Genomic DNA, 24,007 nt, shown 5'->3' with positions numbered 1-24,007 from the left:
ACCGCTTGGCAGCCAGACTCGTCAGGCTGTTTTAGTGATAGATTAGTTGCTGCGCGCGGCCATGCGCGGCGGATCGGTTTGGGCGGCGGCCGCTTCTTCGGCGAGCATCGCGGCGTGGCGGCGCTCAGCCTCCGGCTTCGCTTCTTTGATCGTCTCGATCATCTGGTCATGAAGCTTGCCGTTGCTCGCGACAATGTTACCAGCGGTAAGATCGAGTTGAGTGCCATCCATGTTCGAGACGCGGCCGCGTGATTCTTCGACGATGAGTGCGCCCGCTGCAACGTCCCACGGCTTCAGACCGAATTCCCAGAAGCCGTCGACGCGTCCGGCCGCGACGTAGCAAAGATCGAGCGCCGCCGCTCCCGTGCGCCGCACGCCCTGCGCGCGCATCATGAACGCTTCCCAGAAGCACATGTAAAAGCGGCGCCGCTCGCGGCGATCGTACGGAAACCCTGTCTCGAGCAGCGCGGCGGAAAGAAAATCGCAGGTGCTCACGCGCATCGGTTTGCCGTTAAGGCGGGCGCCGCGGCCGCGATGAGCACTGAAGGTTTCTTTTTTTAACGCGTCGTACACCACGCCGAACTGCACGCGGCCCTTGTGTTCGTAGGCGATCGATACGCAGAACTGCGGATAGCCATGCGCGAAGTTGGTGGTGCCGTCGAGCGGATCGACGATCCATCGATGGTCGCTCTGGTGGCGGCTCGCGCCGGTCTCCTCGCCGAGAAAAGCGTGGGTCGGGAATGCGCGATGAATCACGTCGAGAATCGCAGCCTCGGATTCCTGGTCGGCCTCCGTGACCAGGTCGATCGAGTTCGACTTGCGATTGACGTTGATGCGGCTGAGGCGTTTGAGATGAATCCGGCCGGCGGCGCGGGCTGCGCGCAATGCAACCTGTTCGATTTCGTTGGTCACGGTGCGACGAAGATATGCGAGGATCAGGCGATGGTCCAGCGCGCAATGCTGATCAATCGACAGCGCGAGAAAAATTTAACGCCCTATTCGGCCGCGGGCGATGGCGCCGGTACGGATGGCATCATCAGCCGCTGCGCGTATGGCATGATCGTCGTCATCAGATCGACCTGCGAATCGAGCGACTTGCCGAGCCCGCTAAGCAGCCCCATCATCCGGCTCACGAGCAGTACATCGCCCGGCACTTCGACGACGGGATTGGCCTTGATTGCGCGCGGCAGCTCTTCGGAGAACTGCTCGATTAACTCTTTGTCAGCATAGGCCTTCTTCGATTTGAGCGTGTTGCCGAGGAAAAGATCCGACATCGCGAGCAGAGTGTCGGGCGAGCCGTTGCGCGTGCGAAAACCGAGATCGGTGAAGGCCTGCACGATTCCCTCGCGATTCGAAGTGAGTATTCCGAACGTGAGCCGCACGATCCCGTCGCGAAAGGCGGGCGGAAAGTCCTTGGCGAGGCCGAAGTCGAGCAGCACGAGGCGCGGCCCCGGCTGCACCAGGATATTTCCCGGATGCGGATCGGCGTGGAAGAAACCGTCGCGCAGCACCTGCTCGCAGAACACCTCGACCAACTTCTGCGCGACGGCATGCTTGTCGATTCCAGCGGCTTCGAGCGCGGGCACATCGGTTATCTTGATGCCGGGCGCGAACTCCATAGTGAGTACGCGGCGCGAGGTGAGCTCGCGATACACCTCGGGAATCATCACCTGAGGATCGGCGGCGAAGTTCCGGCGCATCGTCGCGGAGTTGTCGGCCTCGTGCTCGAAGTCGAGTTCCATCGGCACGTACTTGAGTGCCTCGCGAATCAGGATGCGGTAATCGAAGTCGCGCTCGAGGCGCGCGAGAATTTCGAGCACGAAGATCATGTTGCGCAGGTCGGCGCGCACGATCCCTTCGATTCCCGGATATTGGACCTTCACCGCCGCGTCGCGGCCGTCGAGCAATCGCGCGCGATGCACCTGCGCGAGCGAAGCTGACGCAATCGGCTTCTCATCGATCTCGGCGAAGAGCGAATAGAGCGGACGGCCAAGCTCGTGCTCGATCTGCGCGCGGATCATGTCGAAAGGGCGGGGCGGCACGCGATCGTGCAGACCGGAGAGCGTCTTGACCCATTCGTCGGGCAGCACGTCGGCACGCGTCGCGATGAACTGCGACGCCTTAATCAGTAATCCTTCGAGGCGAATCGCCGTCGCATACAGCGCACGCGCGGCGCGCAGATCCTGACGGCGATACAGCTCGGTCCGGTTCTTATTGCTAACGAACTTCGTCCAGAGCTGCACGCTCTTGTAGCCGAGGTACACATACACGGCGAGCCATACGACATTGAGAAAGCGCCAAGCCCTGGTCAGAATACCGGGCTCGGGCACATCGGATTTGAAATCGAAGGAATCGGCGGCAGCAGCCATCTGGTGAAGATCACGCTCTCGAATTAATCTTACGTGATACGAATTCGCCAAAGAACAGGGGGCCCGCGACGATGACTGAAGATCCGGATTATCACGAACGCGTGCTGCGGTTGCTCGAGGACTCATATGTCGCGGCTGATGAGCGTGGCGACATTTGCGGCGGCTCCGGCTCCTCAGGCGATCTTGCGTATTGGGCGAAGCGCCGGCGGATCATTGCGCGTGCCTTCGATCACGATGGCGCGTGGCTCGATGTCGGATGCGCCAACGGGCTCTTGATGCATACGCTAAGGCAATGGACGGCGGAGCAGGGACTTACGATCGAGCCATTCGGCCTCGAACTGTCGGCGCGAATTGCGGAGCGCGCGCGGCTCAGGTTTCCGCAATGGGCGGACCGCATCTGGACGGGCAACATAATGACATTCGCGCCGCCGATCCGCTTTGATTACGTGACGGCGCTCACCGATTTCGTGCCGCCCGAGCGATGCCCTGCGATGCTCGAGCGGATCGCCTCGCTGTACCTGAAGCCTGGCGGCCGCGTGATTCTCTCGTCCTACGGCCCCGGCGGTTTTCTCGTCCGTCACAGAGCCGGCGCTGACGATCCGCGCCGGCACTTCGAGGCCATCGGGCTCGCGGTCACCGGCAATACGCAGCTCGACGATCCGGAATCGGGACTCGTCAAGATACGGACAACGTGGGGCAACGTGTAGTCGATCTCCCCTTGCCGCACTGCGGCCGCGATTTGAATTGCCCTGAACCTTCACTCCTTGACTGTCTCATAGGCGCCTATTAACCTGCGGGAACATGTCAGGTACCAGCGCATACAAACCGGCTGCCGCAGTAGCTACGGCTACTTAGTCGCACAACTGTACCTGGCTCAGAAAAGCCCCGAGGCCTACGAGCCTCGGGGCTTTTCTTTTTCGGTGATGAGGGTGGGGAAATGGCTACGAATACCGACGCAATCCGGAGCGTGCTGCGCCGCTACTACGCGGTGTGGGGCATGTATTCGTTCGCGGGCGGCTTTTTGTTTGGCGTCTATCCGCTATTCCTGCGTGCGCGCGGCCTCACGCAGTTTCAGATCAACAGCGTTCTCGCGACGTACTTCATCGTCCTGTTTCTGACCGATGTGCCGACCGGCGCGTTTGCCGATGCGCTCGGCCGCCGCCGCTCCTGCGTGCTCGGCGCGACCCTGCGCGTGATCGCGTTCACGATGTACTTCTTCGCGCATCATTACTATGCGTTCCTGCTCGCCGAGAGTATCGACGGAATCGGCACGACATTCGGCAACGGTGCGATCGATGCCTGGGGCGTCGATGCGCTCGACGATGCCGGTCATGTCGGGTCGAAGGATCGACTCTTCTCGCGCCTGTCGCAGCTTCAGACGATGTTTTTCATGGCGTCGTCGATCATCGGGGCCTATGTCGCCGATATCGACATCGCGTATCCGTGGCTGCTGGGTGCGAGCGGCTATCTGTGCTGCGGAGTCGTCGCATGGTTCATGATGCGCGACACGCGCAGCCATGCCGTCGCGATAAAGCTGAGCGCGATGCCCGCGCAGGTTGCAGAGCGCGTCAGCAGCGGCCTCAAGAGCGGATTCTCGGCGCGCAATGTCCTGATGCTGAGCACGGCGGGCGCGATCGCATTCGCGGCCTGGGCGCCATACTGGGTCGAATGGCCGATCGTATTCGACTCGTCGTTCAACGTCGGCATCTGGATCATCGGCTGGATCTACTGCGCGCTGGCGCTCGCGCGAATGATCGGCGCCGAGGTCGTCTCGCGCATGTACAGCGACGAGACGATACGCGCGAACCGCGTCGTCGGGATGGTGATAATGACCGGCGCCGGGCTCTCGATCGCCGGACTGTGCGGCGGGATGCCGTGGCTGATGCTCGGCTGCCTGTTCGCGATGAACCTGTCGTTCGGCGCGCTCCAACCGCTCTTGCAGAGCTGGTTCAACGAGCAGATCGAATCGGACCAGCGCGCGACGCTGCTTTCGTTCAACAGCACGTTCCAGACCGCGGGTGGATCGATGGGACTCCTTGCCAACGGACGCATCGCCGACGCCTATGGGATTCCCTTGGCGTGGCAGCTCGCTGGATTGCTCTCGATGTGCGCGGCGCCGATCTACTGGATGCTGCGGCCGCGGACGGAAGAGGCAGTGATCGCGGCAGGCGAGGTCGAGTAAGGCGGAGATTGACTAGCGCCGGCGGCCCGCCAGCGCACTCCTACTAGCGGAGGTGCGGGCCGTCGGTTAAAACTTATACGTTCGGGTTTTGCGCAAACACCCGACCAACGCGGGAACGCAAAAAATGGATTTCCCTAGAATTAAGCGGCTGCCTCCCTACGTCTTCAACGCCATCGGCGATCTGTGTATAAAAGCGCGCCGCGCCGGCGAGGACATTATCGACTTCGGCATGGGAAATCCCGACGACCAGACTCCGCCGCATATCGTCGCCAAGCTGGTCGAGGCTGCCGCCAAGCCCGCCAACCATCGCTATTCAGTATCGCGCGGCGTTTACAAGCTGCGCCTCGCAATTACAGACTGGTACAAAAGGCGCCACGGAGTAGAGCTCGATCCCGACTCCGAAGCGATCGTTACGATCGGCTCCAAAGAGGGAATCGCACACATGGCGCTTGCGATTCTCGACCAGGGCGACGTGGTCCTAGCGCCCACGCCGACGTATCCGATTCATCAGTACGGATGCATCATTGCGGGGGCGCAGGTGCAGGGCGTTCCGCTGCGGCGCGGCGAGGAATTCTTCGACGAGCTCAAGGCGGCGGTCGAGCACTGCTGGCCGCGGCCCAAGTTCCTCATCATGAACTTCCCGCACAACCCGACGACGGCGACGGTCGATCTCAAGTTCATGAAACACGTCGTCGAGTTCGCGACCGAGAACAACATCATGGTGGCGCATGATTTCGCCTACGCCGACCTGTGCTTCGACGGCTACAAGGCGCCCTCGATGATGCAGGTGCCGGGCGCGAAGGACATCGGCGTCGAGTTCTACACCTTGTCGAAAAGCTACAACATGCCGGGATGGCGCGTCGGCTTCGCGGTCGGAAATCGCGAGATGATCGGCGCGCTCGCGCGGCTCAAGTCATATTTCGATTACGGGATGTTCGCCCCCGTGCAGGTCGCCGCGATCGCGGCGCTCAACGGTCCGCAGGATTGCGTCGGCGAAATCGTCGAGATGTACAAGCGGCGGCGCGACGTGCTCGTCGATGGACTCAACAAGGTGGGATGGCCGGTCGAGAAGCCCAAGGCGACGATGTTCGTGTGGGCGCCGATTCCGGAGCCGTTCCGCGCGATGGGCTCGCTCGAGTTCGCGAAATTCCTGCTTGCCGAAGCGAAGGTCGCGGTGTCGCCTGGAATTGGCTTTGGCGCCGACGGTGATGGGTTCGTGCGTTTCGCGCTGATTGAGAACGAGCATCGCACCCGCCAGGCGCTGCGCGGCATCAAGCAGGCCCTCGCACGCGGACAGGGTCAGTCGCCGCGTCTCGCCAGCGTTTCCTGAACCGAAGTCATCGCGCCTGCCAGGGTCACCGGTGAAACCTGTAAGACTAGCCCTGCTCGGATGCGGTACGGTCGGCGGCGGCGTCGTTAAGCTGTTGCGACGTCATGCCGCGGCATACGAGAACAAGCTCGGCGCGCCGCTCGAATTAGTCGCGATCGCCGATCGCAGTCTCAAGCCGATTCCATCTCTCGGCATTACTTCCAAGCTGATCACTCGTGACAGCGCGGCACTTGTCGTGCGCGACGATGTCGATATCGTCGTCGAACTGTTCGGCGGCGTGGAGCCTGCCCGCTCGCTGATTCTCAAGGCGCTCGCTGCCGGCAAGGACGTCGTCACGGGCAACAAGGCTCTGCTCGCGGAGCACGGACCCGAGATTTTTCAGGCGGCGGCGAAGCACGGACTCGCGGTCGGCTTCGAGGCCAGCGTCGGCGGAGGAGTGCCGATTATCCGCACGCTCAAGCAATCACTCGCAGGCGATCGCCAGCGCGCCGTTTATGGAATCGTCAACGGCACCTGCAACTCGATTCTCACGACGATGACTGAGGAAGGTATCGAGTTCGAGACCGCGCTCGCCGATGCGCAGAAAAAGGGCCTCGCCGAAGCGAATCCAGCCCTCGATATCGAAGGTCACGACGCTGCGCACAAGCTTTGTCTCCTGGTGACGCTCGCGTTCGGCACGCTGCTCACGCCCAAGCAGGTTTACACGGAAGGAATCACGAAGATCACGCAGTCGGACATCGCGTACGCGCGCGAGCTCGGCTTCGTGATCAAGCTGCTCGCGATTGCCAAGGACAACGACGGCTCGATCGAAGCCCGCGTGCATCCCACGATGCTCCCGGCGCGGCATCTGCTGGCGAGCGTCGGCGGCGCCTTCAACGCGATGTATATCCACGGCGAGGCTCTGGGCTGGACGATGTACTCCGGGCTCGGCGCGGGCGAGCTGCCGACGGCAACAGCGGTGATGGCCGACGTTCTCGAGATTGCGCGCCATCGCTCATCGAACGGCGGTGCGCGCGGCCATGCGCTGGGGCTGCCGGTCGGGATGATCAAGCGGGCTAGTGTCCAGCCGATGGACGACGTGGTATTCGAGTACTACCTGCGTTTCATGGCGCGGGATAAGCCCGGCGTCCTGGGGGCGATCGCGCAGGAGCTGGGCAAGCGGGGAATTTCGATCGCGACGGTGATACAAAAGGGCCGCGAGGCTGAGCGGACCGTGCCGGTAATCATGCGCACGCATGAATCGCCCGAGCGCAACTTGAAGCGTGCGCTGAGCGAGATTCGCCGCCGCGGAATCGTGGACGAGCCGCCCGCCTTCATTCGAATCGAGGAGCAGCTTTAGTAATGGCCGCCGCGAAAAACAAGGATTCCGAGCCGCGTCTGTTTTACTGGCGCGGACTGATCGAGCATTACCGCCGCTTCCTGCCCGTCACCGATTCGACGCCCGTCATCACGCTCAACGAAGGTAACACGCCGCTGATCGAGGCGCCGGCGCTGGCGGAGCGCATCGGCCCAGATATAAAGGTTTACTTTAAGTATGACGGCGCCAATCCCACCGGATCATTCAAAGACCGCGGGATGACGGTCGCCGTGTCGAAAGCGGTGGGCGAGGGCGCCAAGGCCGTCATCTGCGCTTCGACCGGCAATACCGCCGCATCGGCGGCGGCGTATGCGGGCCGCGCCGGAATTAAAGCATATGTTCTGATTCCCAAAGGATCGGTCGCGCTTGGCAAGCTGTCGCAAAGCGTGATGCATGGCGCGCGCGTGCTCGAAATTATCGGCAACTTCGACATCTGCTTGAAGGTCGTGCGCGATCTCGCCGAGCGCGACCCCCTGCGGATTCGCCTCGTGAACAGCGTCAATCCCGATCGTATCGCGGGGCAGAAGACCGCCGCGTTTGAGATTTGCGACCAGCTCGGCGACGCTCCGACGCATCATTTCCTGCCCGTCGGCAACGCCGGTAATATCACCGCGTACTGGGCTGGCTACCAGGAGTACAAGCAGGAAGGTTTCGCGACTCGGGTTCCGAAGATGATGGGCTACCAGGCGGCGGAATCCGCACCGATCGTCGTCGGCCATCCGATTGACGATCCGCATACCGTCGCGACCGCGATCAAAATTGGCAATCCGGCGTCCTGGAAGAGCGCGACGGCCGCGCGCGACGAATCCGGCGGGATCATCGACATGGTTACCGACGCGGAGATCCTCGCGGCGTATCGGCTGATCGCGACGGGCGGCGTTTTTGCCGAGCCTGCCTCCGCGGCCTCAGTCGCCGGCCTGTTGAAATTCGGCGCGACGGGCGGAATCAAACCGGGGTCCGTAGTCGTCTGTACTCTCACCGGCCACGGCCTCAAGGATCCCGACACTGCGCTCAAGAATCTCAGCAACACGATTGTCTGCGAGCCGGACCTCAACAAGGTGATGAAGATCATCGATGGCGATTAGGCGCACAATCACGGACGATTCCAAGCGATGAAATACGTCATCATACACGGCGACGGGATGGCCGACTGGGCGTGCGACGTGCTCGGCGGCAAGACTCCGCTCGAGGCTGCCAACAAGCCCAACATGGATTTGCTCGCGACGCGCGGCACGCTCGGCATGGTCGCGACTATTCCCAAGGGGATGCCCTCGGGCAGCGACGTTGGCACCATGACGATGCTCGGCTACGATCCCGCGCGCTATCACACCGGGCGCGCGCCGATCGAGGCCGCCAGCCAGGGAATCGAGATGGCGCCGAGCGACGTCGTGTTCCGCATGAATCTCGTGTCAATAGGTCCCGGCGACGGCGGCGCGCGCACGATGAACGACTTCACCTCGGGCCACATCACGAGCGAGGAAGCGGCGCAGATCGTCACAGATATAAATAAGAAGCTCGGCGGCGACGCGATCGAGTTTCACAACGGCGTCAGCTACCGCCATCTGATGCTCTGGCATGGCGGCACGACGCGCACCAATCTCACGCCTCCGCACGACATCACCGGCAAGGACGCCGAATCGAGCCTGCCGAAAGGCGAGGGCGCCGATCTCCTGCGCGATCTGATGACGCGCGCCGCCGATATCCTCAAAGATCATCCGGTGAACAAGGCGCGGCGCGCCGCCGGTAAGCCCGAAGCCACGTCGATCTGGTTCTGGGGGCAGGGCACGCGCCCCGCGGTGCCGACGCTCAAGGAGCGCTTCGGCGTCGACGGCTCGGTGATCTCGGCGGTCGACCTCGTGAACGGTCTTGGGCGTCTCGCGGGACTTCAATTGATCAAAGTTCCCGGCGCGACCGGGTTTCTCGACACCGACTACGCGGCGAAGGGCCGTTACGGTCTCGAAGCGCTGAAGTCGCGAGACTTCCTGCTCCTTCATATCGAGGCGCCCGACGAGGCTGGTCACATGGGCCGCGCCGATCTCAAGAAGGAAGCGATCGAGCGCATCGACGAGCTGATCATCGGCCCGATGCTGAAGGGGCTCGACGCGATGGGCGACTTTACGATCCTGCTGATGCCCGATCACGCGACGCCGAGCAAGCTCAAGACCCATTCGTCCGAGCCGGTGCCGTTTGCGATGATGACTGCAAGTCAATTCCGCGCCGCATCCGGCAACGCCCGGCGGTACACCGAGGCCGACGGCCAGAAAACCGGAATCAGTTTCGACCACGGATACGAATTGCTCGGCACGATGTTCGATCGCAGCCGTTTGGGAACGAACTAAAGGGAGACCTCTGAATGGAGCGCAATCTTGCCCTCGAAGTTGTACGCGCGACCGAAGCCGCCGCTCTAGCTGCGTCCCGCTTCATCGGCAAGGGCGACGAGCGCATGGCCGATCGCGCCGCGGGCGAGGCGATGCGCAAGGCGCTCAACTCGGTCGCGATGGACGGCAAGGTCGTCATCGGCGAAGGCACCCAGGACGACGTCGAGCTGCTCTACTCGGGAGAAATCGTCGGCACCGGCGCGGGAACCGAAGTCGATGTCGCGCTCGACGCGCTCGAGGGCTCGATCATCACGGCGACCGGCGGCCCCAACGCGCTTTCGTGCGTCGCGCTCGCCGAGCGCGGCAAGATCCTGCTCTGCCCCGACACCTACATGGACAAAATCGCAACCGGCCCCGCGGGCAAGGGCGTGATAGACATCGACCGCTCGCCGGGCGACAACCTGAAAGCGCTGGCGGAAGCGAAAAACGTCTATGTCGAAGACTTGCGAATCGCGATCCTCGATCGCCCGCGCCATGAGAAGCTGATTGCCGAGGTCCGCCGCGCGGGCGCCGGTATCAAGATGCTGAGCGCCGGCGATTTGTCAGCCGCGATCGCGACGACCCGTCCCGAAAGCGAAATCGACATGCTGATCGGCGTTGGCGGCGCACATCAGGGCGTGCTCGCCGCGGCCGCGATTCGCTCCGCGGGCGGCGAGATGCAGTGCCGCTTCGTGCCGCGCAACTCCGACGAAGCCGAAGCATGCCTCAAGATGGGCATCATGGACCTCAAGCATCGCTACACGCTCGAGGAACTGGCCGGCGACAACGTGATGTTCGCCGCGACCGGCGTCACGACGGGAGACTACCTGCGCGGCGTGCGCTTCTTCTCCGGCGGCGCAATGACCAACAGCGTCGTGATGCGCTCCAAAACCCGCACCATCCGCTTCATCGAAGCCATCCACCATTTCGACTTCAAGCCCGAGTATTAAGCGCTACGTCAGGCCAAGCGGCGCCAACGCGGATCTCCGCAGCGCGGGATGAACGATGCTTCGTAGAGGGTTAGGTCGCGAGGACTGTCGGGCCAATGGGCGAGAATGAACTCCTCGGAATGTTCGCTGGGCGGCCAAGCGTCGGGTTTGAGCCGTAGCCTCCACCCACAGCCATCGCAAATCCACAGAATCCCGCTCGAAGCTTCATCCATGTAGTACTTCAAGTCGAGGTTGGAAAATCGCGTGACGATCTGTGGGGGCCTTGAAGTCGACTTGTTGGCTAGTTCGACTAGTCTAACACGAACTACATGTCATTAAGCGCTTTGCAGGTGGGGGACACTTTCTTGAGCTCGCCGCTTACGCATTTGATGCGCGCGGCGTCGAGCAGCGCGGCCTCATCCCAGTCCTTGGGCCATTTGTCGCTCTGCAACTCCGCGCACGCTCTCGTGTTACCGCTCGAACACCATGAGCTCAGCTCCGCATGCATGGCGGCGAGTTGCTCGCATGCGTCCTGGTTTTTCTGCTTGCACTGATCGGCGGTCGCATCGAGCGCCAGCGTCGATTCGATCGCGATATGCGAGGGTCCCATCACCTGGATGATCGTGTGGCAGGCGGCTTCGTTGCCGGACTTGCAGCTCTCGTCAGCCTTGGTGTTGATGTTCTGCTCGACCTTCTCCGCGGGCGAAGGGCAGGCCGCAATAGCGACCGAGAAAGCCAGCAAGCCTAGAGCCGCGACGAACGAACGAATCCCTGAAGTTGCCACGCGCGCATTTTTTCGTGGCCTCAAGTATCGCGCAAGCCCGAATCCGCCACGCGGCTGAGGGCGCACCGTCGCCAACGCTTCGGAGGTGCTTTCCACCGCGAGCATTGATCCCTGGTTCAGCATAGTGGATTAAGGATGCAGGGCCTGGCGATTGGGCCGCGCGCCTGCGAAATAGAAGCGAGGAGTTTTCCGATGGAACTGAAAGACATCGTTTTCGAAAAAGCTGCGGTTGCGACGCTGACTGTCAATCGCCCGAATGCCTTGAACGCGCTCAATCGCAACGTGCTCGAGGAAATCTCGCGCGTAATTCGCGAGGTGCGCCACGATCCGAGCGTGCGCGTGCTGATCGTCACCGGCGCGGGGGATCGCGCTTTCGTCGCCGGCGCCGATATCGCGGCTATGTCTAAGATGTCCGCAACCGATGGCCTGGAATTTGGCCGCCTCGGTCATCGCGTGATGGAAAGTTTCGAGGACCTCGCGATTCCCGTGATCGCGGCGGTCAACGGCTTTGCGCTCGGTGGCGGCCTCGAGCTGGCGCTCGCCTGCGATCTGATCATCGCGAGCGAAAAGGCGCGCTTCGGTCAGCCCGAGATAAACCTCGGCCTGATTCCTGGCTTTGGCGGCACGCAGCGCCTGCCGCATCGAATCGGCCACAACAAGGCGCGCGAACTGATCATGACCGGCGAGATGTTCGATGCGAAGACCGCCCTCGAATGGGGCCTCGCCAACCAGGTCGTGCCCGCCGATCAACTGATGACGACGGCGCGTCAGCTCGCCGACAAGCTCGTCACCAAATCAGCGTTCGCGCTACGCCAGGCGAAAGCCGCGCTCCGTGCCGCCATCACGATGGAGCAGGATGCCGGTCTGCGCTTTGAGCAGGAAGCGTTCGGCGTTACCTTCGCCAGCGCCGATCGTGTCGAAGGCACGACGGCATTCGTCGAAAAGCGCCAGCCGGCATGGAAGCATCAGTAAGTAAGCAATCCGGATTCTGAGCGCATAGTCTGAACGATTGTTCAGACATTTCGCGCCGATGCCGTCGCGTTTCTATCGATTCTGCGCGTCGACTGAGCTAATTGTTTATCGACGCATTGGCGCGTTTCCTCGAACGGTCAGATCGCGTGCGCGGCGCGTCGTTTGAAATGGAACTGGAACTTACCGAAGCACAACAAGGCGCGCGCGACACTGCGCGCCGATTCGCGCGCGAAAAGCTCGGCCCGATCGGCGTCGAAGCCGATCGCACCCATCGCTATCCTGCCGCGGCGATCGCTGAGCTCTCGAAGCTCGGCATGCTCGGCATCTTCATTCCCGAGGAGTACGGCGGCGCGGGCCTCGATCACGTTGCGTATGCGCTCGTGCTCGAAGAGCTTGCCGTCGAATGCGCGTCGACCTGCGTGATCGTGTCGGCGCACTCGTCGCTCGCCTCGTGGCCGATTCTCGGGCTTGCATCGGAGCAGCAGAAAAAACATTTCCTGCCAAAGATGGCGACGGGAGAATGGCTCGGATGCTTCGCGCTCACCGAGCCGCAGGCCGGCTCCGACGCCGCGGGACAGAAGACGCGCGCCGTCCGCGATGGCGATTCGTACGTCATCAACGGCACCAAGAATTTCATCACCAATGCGCCTCAGGCCGGTGTCGCAATTGTGTTCGCGATGACGCATCCCGAGAAGGGCAACAAGGGTATCAGCGCGTTCGCCGTCGAGACCTCTTCGCCCGGATGGGCCGTGACGCGCGTCGAAGACAAGATGGGAATCCACGGCGCTCATTCGGCGCAGCTCAGCTTCACCGATATGCGCGTGCCGCGCGACAACCTGATCCTGAATGAAGGCGAGGGCTTCAAGGTCGCGATGAAAACGCTCGACGGCGGCCGAATCGGAATCGCCGCGCAGGCGATCGGAATCGGGCGCGCCTCGCTCGAAGCGTCGCTCAAGTACGCCGGCGAACGATTGACTTTCGGCAAGCCGCTCACGAGCTACCAGGCGATCCAGTGGAAGCTCGCCGACATGGCGGTATCGGTCGATGCGGCGCGGCTCCTGGCGCTGCGGGCGGCGACGCTCAAGGATCGCGGCGTGTCATGCTCGAAGGAATCCGCGATGGCGAAGCTGTTCGCCTCCGAAACTGCGATGAAGGCTGCGACCGAAGCGGTGCAGATTCACGGCGGTTACGGCTACACCAAGGAATTTAAGGTCGAGCGCTATTTTCGCGACGCGAAGATTACCGAAATTTACGAAGGAACTTCCGAGATTCAGCGCCTGGTGATTGCCGGCCAGGTGCTCGGGAATCGATGAGGTCAGCCGTGGACAGAAAGAACAGCTGGTTCGAATCTACCTACAAACAGGCGAGCGAGCGCCCGGCCCGGTTCTCAACCGTGTCCGATATGGAACTCGATCCGCTCTACACCGCCGCCGACGTGACCGGCAACGCCGACGAGAAGATCGGCTACCCGGGCGAGTATCCGTACACGCGCGGCGTTTACGGCTCGATGTATCGCGGGCGCTTCTGGACGATGCGCCAGTTTGCCGGCTTCGGCCTCGCCGAGGATACGAACCGCCGCTTCCACTTCCTGCTCGGCCAGGGCCAGGATGGTCTCTCTACGGCGTTCGATATGCCGACGCTGATGGGCTACGACGCCGATCATGAGCGCGCCCTCGGCGAAGTCGGCCGCGAAGGCGTCTCGGTCAGCTCCGTCCACGACATGGCGCGGCTCTTCGACAAGATCCCGCTCGACAAAGTCACGACCTCGATGACCGTCAACTGCTCGGCGTCGGTCCTGCTCGCGATGTACCTCGTCGTCGCCGAGAAAAACGGAATCCCGTGGGAGAAAGTCGGCGGCACGATCCAAAACGATATGCTGAAAGAGTATATCGCGCAGAAGGAATGGATCTGCCCGCCGCGTCCAGCGCTTCGCGTCGTCACCGACATGATCGAGTTCTGCGCACGCAAAGTCCCGCGCTGGCACGCGGTTTCGATCTCCGGCTACCACATCCGCGAGGCCGGCTCGACCGCGGTGCAGGAACTCGCATTCACGATCGCCGACGGTATCTGCTACGTCGAAGAGGCGATCAAGCGCGGCCTCAACGTCGATGACTTTGCGCAGCGCCTCTCGTTCTTCTGGAATATCCACAACGACTTCCTCGAGGAGGTCGCCAAGCTCCGCGCGGCGCGCCGGATGTGGGCGACGATCATGAAGGAGCGTTTCGGCGCGAAGAATCCGCGCTCGCTCCTGCTGCGGACTCATGCGCAGACGGCGGGCGCCTCGCTCACCGCGCAGCAGCCGCTCAACAACGTCGTGCGCGTTGCGATCCAGGCGCTCGCGGGTGTGATGGGCGGCGTGCAGTCGCTGCACACCAATTCGATGGACGAGACGCTGGCGCTGCCGACCGAGCAGGCCGTGATGGTCGCGCTGCGCACGCAGCAGATCATCGCCGAAGAAACTGGCGTCACCAACACGATCGATCCGATGGGCGGCAGCTACGCGGTCGAGGCGCTCACCGATCGCATGGAGCGCGAAGCCTTCGACTACATCAACAAAATCGACGAGATGGGCGGTATGATCAAAGCGGTCGAGACCGGCTATCCGCAGCGCGAGATCGCCGAGGCCGCGTTCCATTACCAGCGCCAGCTCGAGAAGGACGTGAAGGTCGTCGTTGGCGTGAACAAGTATTCGATTCCGGAAGAGATTCCGATCGAGACGCTCAAGATCGATGCCGCGATTGAGGAAAAGCAGGTTCAGCGCGTGCGTAAGATGAAGCGCGATCGCGACGCGAGCGCGCACAAGGATGCGCTGCGCCGCGTCGCCGAGGCCTGCCGCTCGGGCGAGAATCTCATGGAACCGATCTGCGAGGCGGTGCGCCGCGAGGCGACAGTCGGCGAGATCAGCGATATCTTCAGAAGCGAATTCGGTGTGTACACCGATCCAGGCTGGCTCTAATGGCGGACAAACGACTCAGAATTGTGGTGGCGAAACCCGGGCTCGACGGACACGATCGCGGCGCGAAGATTATCGCGCGCGCGCTGCGTGATGGCGGCTTCGAAGTTATCTACACCGGGCTCCATCAGACGCCCGAGATGATCGCGCAGGCCGTCGTGCAGGAAGATGCCGACGCTGTCGGCCTCAGCGTGCTGTCGGGCGCGCACATGACGCTCTTTCCCGAGGTGATGCGCCAGCTCAAGGAGCGCGGCGCGGGCGATGTCGCGGTCTTCGGCGGCGGGATCATACCCGACGATGATGCGAAGAAGCTGCGCGAGGTGGGCGTCAGGGAGATCTTTACGCCGGGCGCTTCGACCGAGGACATCGTGAAGTGGGTGCGCGAGAACGTGCAGCCGCGCCAGTAGCATCCGATGAATTTCGATCTGACAGACGAGCAGCGCCAGATCCGCGAGACGCTCGCGGAGTTCGCCGAGCGCGAGATCAAGCCGCACTCGACCAAGTGGGACAAGGAAGAGATTTTCCCGCGCCATATCATCGAGCAGCTCGGCCAGCTCGGTTTTCTTGGCGTGGCGTTCCCTGAAAAATACGGCGGCGGCGGTGCTGACACGTTGTCACAAGCGCTGGTCGTCGAGGGACTGTCGCGCTATGACGCGTCGATTGGACTGACCGCGGCGGCGCACATGTCGCTTTCGACCGGGCATATCCATTCGTTCGCAAGCGAAGAGCATCGCGCGCATTACGTTCCCGACATGCTCGCGGCAAAAAAGCTCGGGGCATGGTGTCTGACTGAGCCGAGCTCGGGCTCGGATGCCGCTGCGATGCGCACCAAGGCCGTGCGCAAGGGCGACAACTTCACCATCAACGGCTCGAAGATGTTCATCACCAACGGCAGCGTCGGCGACGTTTACGTGGTGATGGCGGTGACCGACGAAGCTCGCGGCCGCGACGGCGTCTCGGCGTTTATCGTCGATCGCAAGACCGAAGGCCTCTCCAATGGCCGCCGTATCGAGAAGCTCGGATTGCGCGCGTCAGATACTGCGGAAGTGATCTTCGACAATGTGACGGTGCCGGCACGGAATCTCGTAGGCGAGATGGGCGCGGGGTATCGGCAGACGCTGAAGGTGCTTGAAGGCGGACGCATCGGGATCGCCGGCTTTGCGATGGGTATCGCGCGCGGCGCGATGGAAGAGGCGCGGACCTACGCGCTCGAGCGCAGGCAGTTTGAGCAAAGAATTGCGGACTTCCAGGCGATCCAGTGGATGTTCGCTGACATGGCGACGCGGATCGATGCGTCGTGGACGCTGATTTGCCGCGCCGCCGCGCTCAAGGACGCCGGCAAGCCGTTCGCGCGCGAAGCCGCGATGGCGAAGCTGTTCGCGTCGGAAACCGCGATGTGGTCGACGACCAAGGCGGTGCAAATCCACGGCGGCTACGGTTATGTCACCGACTTTCCCGTCGAGCGCTTTATGCGCGATGCCAAGCTCTCCGAGATTGGCGAAGGCACCAGCGAAGTCCAGCGTATGATCATCGCCAAGTCGCTACTCAAGGAAGGCTACCCGGCGTTCTGAGCGGAGCAGGGGAGATGGCCAAACCAATCCCCGCTGGATGGCATTCGGTCACCCCGCGCCTGGTCGCCAACGATCCTGCGCAACTCGTCGAGTTTCTCAAGCACGCGTTCGCTGCGACGGGAACCTACAATCAGAACAGGCCCTCTGAGATTCGCATCGGCGATTCGATCGTGATGGTCAGCGGCATCACCAAAGGGGTGCCGTCGAATCCCGCCTACTTGTACCTCTACCTGGCAGACGTTGACGCAGCCTACGCGCGCGCTCTGAAAGGCGGCGCGATTTCGATCGACGCTCCGCGCGACATGCATTATGGCGATCGCCGCGCGACAATTCGCGACCCCGCCGGCAACACCTGGCAGATCGCGACTCATATCGACGACGTTGCGCCGGCAGAAATCGAAGCCCGCCTGGGAAAGGTTAGATCAAACTGAAACCTCGGTTGACGCTCCGGGGAATCTCGACTAACCACTTCGAAAGGAGAACTTTGATTTCATAGCGAGGGGGAATGCAATTTCTTCGAGAACTTTACATTCTGGCAAAGGCCGCTCCCGCGCTAGCCAATCGTTATAGGAGCCAATGGCTACTAGTGCTGATTTCGGGAGGGATCTCCGTCATCAGCGATGTTGCGGGAAGTCATTGGTTTAAGGACGCCCCGCAAGCGAAGTTGATCCTCCATTATGCTTCGCTGGCGACATTGGCGATTACCATCCTGGTTTCCTTCTGGGCCTACTTCTCATTGCTCGCCAGTCGATTTCAGCTCAATGAACTAGTCTGCCGCGAAGTGACAGTGGAGGCGCAGTATTCGCCGCCTGACGCTCGAACGTACAGCGTAGTTGAGACGAGCAAGTGCATTAATCGTACTGACGGCCCAATCGTGGATTTTTCGACCTTCAAGGACGGTTACTGGAACGCTCTCGACAATTGGAGCGTCGTCGCACAAATAGTTCAACAAGAGTCCCGCACTGCCTCACAGATAGAGATGATAGGTGCACCGGTCCATGAGACCTGGAATCTGATCGATGGTAAAAACATAGAATTCTATCATCAGACGGCGCGGTTCACGCCGCCTTTCGCGGCCGGTGAATATTGCACTGTAGTATGCAGAATCACGGCGAACGGCGATGTTGAAGCCGAAGCATTCACAGCGGCGGGAACCGAGTTTGCGCGCTCGGTGAGCTTCAATACGCTCGCTTACAATGTCGCGATCCATGCTCCGCCCGCTTACAAGATCGTCCTGCACGAATTTAATGTTCTCAACGCCGACCATTCGCGAAACGATTCCGAGACCAAGCGTCAGAAAAAGCCGCGGCTCAGTGACGATGGTTCTTCGATGATGTGGAATGTCACTCTGGCTAGACAAAATCTCAAATACTCATTGCGTTATCGCTTTGTGGATTCGGCATAGCGATGATCACGCGCTACGCCAATGCGGATCTCCTCGCAATGCTCTCAAGGCACCGATGCGAACAATGCGGCGCATGCTGTCGTTGGAGCGGTCATGTATTCCTTTATCGTGACGATGTCAGGCGTCTGGCGAATCGTCTCGACCTGAGTATCCCGATATTCCTGAATCAGTACTGTGTTGTGGTGAAGTGGATGGCCCACGGCCGCGGCCAATACCGAATTGGATTGGCAAGAGACATCGCTGGCACTGGTTGCGTGTTTCTTAAAGACTCGCGATGCAGCGTTCACGACTTCAAACCGTTGATGTGCAAAGCGGGACCAGCAGGATGGCCATGGATTGCCGATCCGAAGAGCTTCTGGATGTATGCGGAACGATCGCCCAGCTTCGATCACGATGAAGGCAGTCTTTCGGTCGACGCTGCCGACCGTTGGTTCGCTCGTACCCGTCGCGCCGAACTGACGGCGAGAAAAGCGACGTCACTCGCGGCGCTCGCCGCTGTCTACGGATTGCCGTTGCGACTGGTGCGGAGTCTAAGAATTGTCGGCTTTGAAAAAGGAGACTTTGATGTCGGTGTTCCCGAGAAATCCTCCATTAGTTGAAAGCTCACGCTCGAGAAAGAACGCGCCAGAGAAACTTGAGGCCCACGCCGCAAAAGGCCGGAAATTGCCCCGGGCGGTTGCGACGGGCGCCGCGAAAAAATCCGCAGCGAAATAAAGCGCCGCAGTACTTGAACATACCCTGCGGGCGAATCTAATCTGTTAGCTGAAATTTCGCGGGGCTTGGCTAGGTGAATTTTGCTAAACAACGCGCCGTCTATTTGTTGATTGGGCGGATCTATCAGGGAATGCAGCGGTCAGATGGCCGAGTGCAATGAAATCGGCGTAATGCTCAGCGCCTTCGGCGACGGCGAACTTGAGCCGTGGGCGCGCCGCCAGGTCGAGTCCCATCTCGCGCTCTGTACCATCTGCGTCACGCGCCTCGCCGACTATTCGCTGCTGCGGAACGAACTCAAAAAGATTATCAAGATTCCCAAGCTCGAAGGCTTCAGCCGCTCAGTCATGGACAAGATCGGCAAGCTCGTCGTGCTGCTGTTCTTCCTGCTCGCGATGCACGGTGGAGTTCCGAGCAAAGTTCGAGTTGCGATGCGGCCCGTCGATGTTCGTGTCGATTCCGTCTTGACGATCAGCGAGCAGGGGTTCGGCTATGGCGTCGTGGCTCATCGCGCCAAGCAAGCGGTCCATGGCGAGGCGATGGCATTTCCGCTGCCCAACGGCAACATCCTTCGCGTCCGCGCGCGCGCCCTCGACGACGATACGATTGCGATGCGCCTGGTGCTGATGGACGGGCACCACCGCACCATGACGACCGAGGTCCGGGTCAAACCCGGAGACGCGTTCATCTACAGCACCGCGCCTTCAACACAGGGCACGTCGTTGCTGCTCCGAATCCGACCCTCGATGATCGTTGGCCCGGCACATCAGATCTCCGCCCGCGTCGACCGCCGCGTCCATCCCGCGGGCTAGTCGCCGGTATCCTTGGTGTCTTTGTGCTCTTTGTGGTGAGTTCTCTAAGCTTCTAGTCAATCTTCGAGCAGGTCTTCGCGGATCGATTCGAGTTCGGCGCGATCGAGACCGATCACGTCGCTCATGAATCCTTCGATGCCGCCGTTTTCGTCTATAAGATCGAAAACGGGATCGAGCTGGGCAGGCGTCAGCGGAGCGTGGGGAAAGGTCTCATTGCTGGCGAGGAAGTCGGCGACGATTCTTTCACGATCGACGCCCAGCATTGAGAGGATCATCGCGGCGGCGACTCCGGTGCGATCGCGGCCCGCCGAGCAATGAAAGAGCAGGGGATAAACGTCGCGCTCCGCCAGGAGCTTGAAGAACGTGCGCCAGTCGTGACGAAAATGCATCACGAGCGCCAGGTGCTCGTTGCCAGGCTGCGAGTTGATACGCGTAAACCCGGTGTTATTGAACCATTCGTCGCCCATCGGGATGTGCGCCCACCGAACGTTCGGATGCGTCGCCGGAACGGGCGTGCCGAGATGCTTCACTTCCATCCGGCTTTGCAGAGTCACAAGCGTCTTCAGCGGGAGCTGCTTGACGGGCGAATGATCGGGCACTTCCGATAAATGCGATGAGCGGAACAGCTTGCCGCGGCGTACGCGTCGGCCTTCGTGCGCTGGATGCCCGCCGAGATCGCGAAAATTCTGCGCCGCCATCCGCCGCAGCAGGTCGAAATCGATAACGACGCGCTGCTCGGGCGCCTGGAAACCGGTGTTGTTCGGATTCTTCGCTTCGTCAGACAAAGCTTCATGCCTCGAATCTATTCTAACCGGAGCCGATGCTGGCTGGGAACCGTTCGCGTCCTGCGGCGGGCGTGAAACTCTGCTTAAAGCGCGATTGCGAGGCCGTGAAGGCGACTCAACTTATTGCTGCTGAACCTGCTTCTGCGATTGCGATTGCGCCGATGACACCGGTTCGATCGTCAGATCGACCGACATGATCTGGGTCGCGCCCTGACTGCGATACACGCCGCGCAGCGGAGGAACGTCGGCATAGTCGCGTCCGACGGCGACGCGGATGTGACGCTCATCGGCACGGCATCCGTGCGTCGGATCGAATCCGACCCATCCGAGGCCCGGCAGTTCCGCTTCGACCCATGCGTGACTGGCCTGCGCGCCGAGTTGCTCGATTCCCGGAGAGCCCGGCGGCGGCGCGAGATAGCCCGAGACATATCGCGAGGGCACTCCCGCAAGGCGCAGCACGCCGAGCGTCAGATGCGCGAAGTCCTGGCACACACCACCGCCCACGCGCAGAATTTCATCCGCGGTCGAATGAACGACTGTCACACCCGGCTCGTACGCGAACTGATCGCGGATGAATCGCACGATACGCCCGGTGTATTCGGCGACGTCTTCATCAGGATCGGGCCGCGCCATCCAGAAGAATTTGCGCAGCGACTGACTGTGCGGCACGTGATGGCTGGGGCTCAGAAAATCGAACTCGCGGCTCACGCGCTCGGCGTCATGCGTGAGGAACTCGCCGAAGGCGAGCCGCTCGGTCTCTTCGGTCGGCTCCGGATCGCGCTCCACGAGTGAGCGTGCACTGACGGTCAGCGTTTCGTGCGGCGGGTAGATCGAAATCGAATGCGTATGATTTCCGTAGTAGTCGGTGAACTCGTAGACCGACCCTTGCGGCTCGATCACGAGCTCGAACTCGAGGCAGCGCTGACGCCGCCAGTCGAGCGGGCGCATCCGCAGTTCATTTTGCGATTGATACGCCGGCTTCTCATACTTGAAGCTGGTGGTGTGGCAAATCCGGAGCAGCATTTTGAATTAGTCGGTCTTGAGGTACTGGTCGAATAGCTGACCGTATATCTCCTCGCACGAATCCTGGATCCGAAGCAGGAACTCGTGCAAGCCCTTTTCGAGAACATCCTTGGCCGGGCGCGCTAAAAGCTCGCGCCTTAGCTCGCCCAACGCCGGCGTCCCGCCTTCCTCGCGCGGCGAGCCCCGCCTGATACGATCAAGCGCGCTCGCAACTTCCTCGATCGCATATCGCGCCGAACGCGGGAACGTAGGATCGAATAGCAGTATATCAATGATCTTGTCGACGCGAATATTGTTGCCGTGGAGCTTGCGATAAGCCTCCAGGCCCGACGCGCTGCGCAGAACCGCCGCCCACTGCAGCAAATCGATGGGCCCGCCCACGTCCTCGAGCCGCGGCAGCAGGAAGTGATATTTCACGTCGAGCATCCGCGACACATCCTCGGCGCGCTCGATCATGATCCCGAGCCACATGAAATCGTAGGAAAGGTCGCGCGGAATCGTGTTCTGCATGATTCCCGCGATCCGGTAGAAGCAGTCCTTCAGATCGGCAAAGAACATGAACACGCCCGGCGAGCTGAACATCTCGGGCTTCCATTCCGCGGCGCTCAGGAAAAGCGTGTTGATGTCGAGCCAGAGCTCCGAGGAGATATGATGGCGAATCGCGCGCGCGTTCTCGCGTGCCACATTGATGCAGTTCCGAATCGAGTTGGAATTTTCGAGGTCGAGCGTCATGAAATTCAGCACCGACATCTCGTCGGCGCTGTTGTAACGCTCCTCGAAGTTGCGGCGCTCGCCGAAGATCGCGAGCACAGGGTCCCACGGCGCCGCGTCGCGCGGCGGCGTCTCGATCAGCAGGTGATAGTTGACATCGACCACGCGGGCCCGCCACTCTGCGCGCTCAAGATTGCGCGAGAGCCAGAACAGATGATTCGCGATGCGCCGCAGCACTAGGCTTCGATCACCCAGGTGTCCTTGCTCCCTCCGCCCTGCGACGAGTTCACGATCAACGAACCTTCGCGCAGCGCCACGCGCGTGAGTCCGCCCGGCAATACTCGCGCCTTCTGACCCAGCAGGATGAAGGGGCGGAAGTCGATATGCCGCGGGCCCAGCCGCGTCGAGGCATCGCCGCGGCCGTGGATGATCGTCGGATGCACCGAAAGCTGCACCACGGGTTGCGCGATGAACGCAGCCGGATCCTTGACAATTTGTTGACGCACCTTTTCCAGCTCGCGCTCGTCGGCCTTGGGACCGATCACTACGCCATAGCCGCCCGAAGCGCCAGTCGGCTTTATCACGTAGCGCTCGGGATTCTTGAGCACGGTGTCGCACACGTCGGGGTTGCGCAGCAGGAAGGTCTCGACGATCGGCAGGATCGGCTCTTCGTTGAAATAGTAGCGGATCATCGCCGGCGTGTAGGCATAAATCGCCTTGTCGTCGCAGATTCCGGTGCCAATACCGTTGGCGACCGTCGCATTGCCCGCGCGCAGCACCGACGTGAGGCCCGGCACGCCGAGCAGCGAGTCAGGGCGGAACACCAGCGGATCGAGGAAGTCGTCGTCGATACGGCGGTACAGCACGTCGATCTGCTTCAGGCCGTGAACCGTCTTCGAGTAGAGTTTGTGATCAACGCAGACGAGGTCCTGGCCCTCGACCAGCTCGATACCCATCTGCTGCGAGAGGAAAACGTGTTCGAAGAAGGCTGAGTTGTACGGTCCGGGAGTGAGCAGCGCAACGACCGGATTCGATTTCTCGCCCGGTGCGATTTCCTTGAGGCTCTCGAGCAAGTCGGCGGGATAGCGCTCGACGCTGCGCACGCGTGAAGCGCGAATCAGGTCGGGCATCAGGCGCGTCATCACCAGGCGATTCTCGAGGACGTATGACACGCCCGACGGCGTGCGCGCGTTGTCCTCGAGCACGTAGAATCGGCCGTCGCTGCCGCGCACGAGGTCGATTCCCGCGACGGTCACGAAGTTGTTGTGCGGAGGACGGATGCCGACGGCGGCGCGCCTGAACTGCGGGCATCCGAGCACCAACTCGCGCGGCACGATACCGTCGTTGAGGATGTTGCCCTCGCCATAGACGTCGCCGACGAAGGCGTTGAGCGCCTTCACGCGCTGGATCAGTCCGGCTTCGATTTCGCGCCAGGTCTCAGCGTCAATCACGCGGGGTATCGGATCGAAAGGGAAGATGCGCTCCGTGCCGGCTTCCTCGCCATAGACGTTGAAGGTCACGCCCATGCGGCGGAACATCCGCTCGGCGCGCACGCTGAGGTCGGCGAGGCGATCCGGCGGAGTTGAGAACAGGGCGTTGGCGATCCCTGTGCATCCCGCGCCAGGGCGCCGCGAGATGTCGAGCATCTCATCGAAGACGCCATCGCGCGACCGATAAGCCGCCCAAAGAGGCGTCGCTTTGCTGATTTCGGTTACAGTGGTACTCATCCAGCCTCCGCCCGGTGCCGACTATGTGT

Annotated in this window: 22 protein-coding genes and 1 pseudogene; 16 read left to right on the top strand and 7 right to left on the bottom strand. The window is 61.6% G+C overall.

All coding sequences use genetic code 11. The features are described 5' to 3' along the window. Positions 1-42: 42 nt before the first annotated feature. A complete protein-coding gene (locus tag VMA09_11935; protein HUA34309.1) occupies positions 43-912 on the bottom strand; it encodes an inositol monophosphatase family protein in 870 nt (289 codons plus the stop codon). Between the two features lie 83 nt (positions 913-995). Further along, on the bottom strand, positions 996-2,369 hold the full coding sequence (locus VMA09_11930; protein ID HUA34308.1) for an AarF/UbiB family protein: 1,374 nt from the start codon (positions 2,367-2,369) through the stop codon (positions 996-998). Between the two features lie 71 nt (positions 2,370-2,440). Here VMA09_11930 and VMA09_11925 point away from each other — a divergent pair, with 71 nt between their 5' ends. The 7 genes and pseudogenes from VMA09_11925 to glpX all read left to right on the top strand — a co-directional run bounded on the left by VMA09_11925 (position 2,441) and on the right by glpX (position 10,545). Further along, complete coding sequence (locus VMA09_11925; GenBank protein ID HUA34307.1) at positions 2,441-3,076, top strand: class I SAM-dependent methyltransferase; 636 nt, start codon at positions 2,441-2,443, stop codon at positions 3,074-3,076. Positions 3,077-3,285: 209 nt separating this feature from the next. Next, a pseudogene (locus VMA09_11920) lies at positions 3,286-4,551 on the top strand (MFS transporter). A 124-nt stretch (positions 4,552-4,675) separates the two neighbouring features. Then, the gene (gene alaC, locus VMA09_11915) at positions 4,676-5,881 is read left to right on the top strand and encodes an alanine transaminase (GenBank protein HUA34306.1); all 1,206 of its coding nucleotides are present in this window, start codon (positions 4,676-4,678) and stop codon (positions 5,879-5,881) included. A gap of 31 nt (positions 5,882-5,912) precedes the next feature. Continuing rightward, entirely contained in the window at positions 5,913-7,220 is a 1,308-nt protein-coding gene (locus tag VMA09_11910) for a homoserine dehydrogenase (protein ID HUA34305.1), read from the top strand. A 2-nt stretch (positions 7,221-7,222) separates the two neighbouring features. Then, positions 7,223-8,323: a threonine synthase gene (thrC, locus tag VMA09_11905; protein ID HUA34304.1), complete on the top strand. Its 1,101-nt coding sequence runs from the start codon at positions 7,223-7,225 to the stop codon at positions 8,321-8,323. Between the two features lie 27 nt (positions 8,324-8,350). Beyond that, the gene (locus VMA09_11900; protein ID HUA34303.1) at positions 8,351-9,577 is read left to right on the top strand and encodes a cofactor-independent phosphoglycerate mutase; all 1,227 of its coding nucleotides are present in this window, start codon (positions 8,351-8,353) and stop codon (positions 9,575-9,577) included. 14 nt (positions 9,578-9,591) lie between these two features. Beyond that, positions 9,592-10,545, top strand: coding sequence for a class II fructose-bisphosphatase (gene glpX / locus VMA09_11895; GenBank protein ID HUA34302.1), 954 nt, complete (start codon positions 9,592-9,594; stop codon positions 10,543-10,545). A 304-nt stretch (positions 10,546-10,849) separates the two neighbouring features. Here glpX and VMA09_11890 read toward each other — a convergent pair whose 3' ends face one another. Continuing rightward, positions 10,850-11,308, bottom strand: a complete 459-nt coding sequence (locus VMA09_11890) for a hypothetical protein (GenBank protein HUA34301.1) — start codon at positions 11,306-11,308, stop codon at positions 10,850-10,852. 192 nt (positions 11,309-11,500) lie between these two features. Here VMA09_11890 and VMA09_11885 point away from each other — a divergent pair, with 192 nt between their 5' ends. From VMA09_11885 to VMA09_11845, 9 genes are all read left to right on the top strand, one after another. Then, positions 11,501-12,280 (top strand): enoyl-CoA hydratase-related protein, encoded by a 780-nt coding sequence (locus tag VMA09_11885; protein ID HUA34300.1) that lies wholly within the window; start codon positions 11,501-11,503, stop codon positions 12,278-12,280. Positions 12,281-12,447: 167 nt separating this feature from the next. Beyond that, the gene (locus tag VMA09_11880; GenBank protein ID HUA34299.1) at positions 12,448-13,593 is read left to right on the top strand and encodes an acyl-CoA dehydrogenase family protein; all 1,146 of its coding nucleotides are present in this window, start codon (positions 12,448-12,450) and stop codon (positions 13,591-13,593) included. An 8-nt stretch (positions 13,594-13,601) separates the two neighbouring features. After that, positions 13,602-15,236, top strand: coding sequence for a methylmalonyl-CoA mutase family protein (locus VMA09_11875; protein ID HUA34298.1), 1,635 nt, complete (start codon positions 13,602-13,604; stop codon positions 15,234-15,236). Then, entirely contained in the window at positions 15,236-15,640 is a 405-nt protein-coding gene (locus VMA09_11870; protein ID HUA34297.1) for a cobalamin B12-binding domain-containing protein, read from the top strand. The genes VMA09_11875 and VMA09_11870 overlap by 1 nt, the downstream gene beginning before the upstream one ends. Positions 15,641-15,646: 6 nt before the next feature. Then, the gene (locus VMA09_11865; GenBank protein ID HUA34296.1) at positions 15,647-16,804 is read left to right on the top strand and encodes an acyl-CoA dehydrogenase family protein; all 1,158 of its coding nucleotides are present in this window, start codon (positions 15,647-15,649) and stop codon (positions 16,802-16,804) included. Between the two features lie 14 nt (positions 16,805-16,818). Beyond that, positions 16,819-17,235, top strand: coding sequence for a VOC family protein (locus VMA09_11860; GenBank protein ID HUA34295.1), 417 nt, complete (start codon positions 16,819-16,821; stop codon positions 17,233-17,235). A 74-nt stretch (positions 17,236-17,309) separates the two neighbouring features. Beyond that, positions 17,310-18,209: a hypothetical protein gene (locus VMA09_11855; protein HUA34294.1), complete on the top strand. Its 900-nt coding sequence runs from the start codon at positions 17,310-17,312 to the stop codon at positions 18,207-18,209. A gap of 2 nt (positions 18,210-18,211) precedes the next feature. Then, positions 18,212-18,808, top strand: a complete 597-nt coding sequence (locus VMA09_11850; GenBank protein HUA34293.1) for a YkgJ family cysteine cluster protein — start codon at positions 18,212-18,214, stop codon at positions 18,806-18,808. 258 nt (positions 18,809-19,066) lie between these two features. After that, on the top strand, positions 19,067-19,732 hold the full coding sequence (locus VMA09_11845) for a zf-HC2 domain-containing protein (GenBank protein HUA34292.1): 666 nt from the start codon (positions 19,067-19,069) through the stop codon (positions 19,730-19,732). Between the two features lie 56 nt (positions 19,733-19,788). Here VMA09_11845 and VMA09_11840 read toward each other — a convergent pair whose 3' ends face one another. The 4 genes from VMA09_11840 to VMA09_11825 all read right to left on the bottom strand — a co-directional run bounded on the left by VMA09_11840 (position 19,789) and on the right by VMA09_11825 (position 23,978). After that, a complete protein-coding gene (locus VMA09_11840; GenBank protein ID HUA34291.1) occupies positions 19,789-20,517 on the bottom strand; it encodes a tyrosine-protein phosphatase in 729 nt (242 codons plus the stop codon). 120 nt (positions 20,518-20,637) lie between these two features. Beyond that, the gene (locus tag VMA09_11835) at positions 20,638-21,540 is read right to left on the bottom strand and encodes a transglutaminase family protein (GenBank protein ID HUA34290.1); all 903 of its coding nucleotides are present in this window, start codon (positions 21,538-21,540) and stop codon (positions 20,638-20,640) included. 6 nt (positions 21,541-21,546) lie between these two features. Further along, positions 21,547-22,488 (bottom strand): alpha-E domain-containing protein, encoded by a 942-nt coding sequence (locus VMA09_11830; GenBank protein ID HUA34289.1) that lies wholly within the window; start codon positions 22,486-22,488, stop codon positions 21,547-21,549. Then, on the bottom strand, positions 22,488-23,978 hold the full coding sequence (locus tag VMA09_11825) for a circularly permuted type 2 ATP-grasp protein (protein HUA34288.1): 1,491 nt from the start codon (positions 23,976-23,978) through the stop codon (positions 22,488-22,490). The genes VMA09_11830 and VMA09_11825 overlap by 1 nt, the downstream gene beginning before the upstream one ends. Between the last annotated feature and the right edge of the window lie 29 nt (positions 23,979-24,007).

This window comes from Candidatus Binataceae bacterium, from assembly GCA_035508495.1.
Lineage (GTDB): Bacteria > Desulfobacterota > Binatia > Binatales > Binataceae > JASHPB01.
The sequence above is the reverse complement of the archived record's forward strand: the minus strand, read 5'-3'. Positions and strand labels throughout refer to the sequence as shown.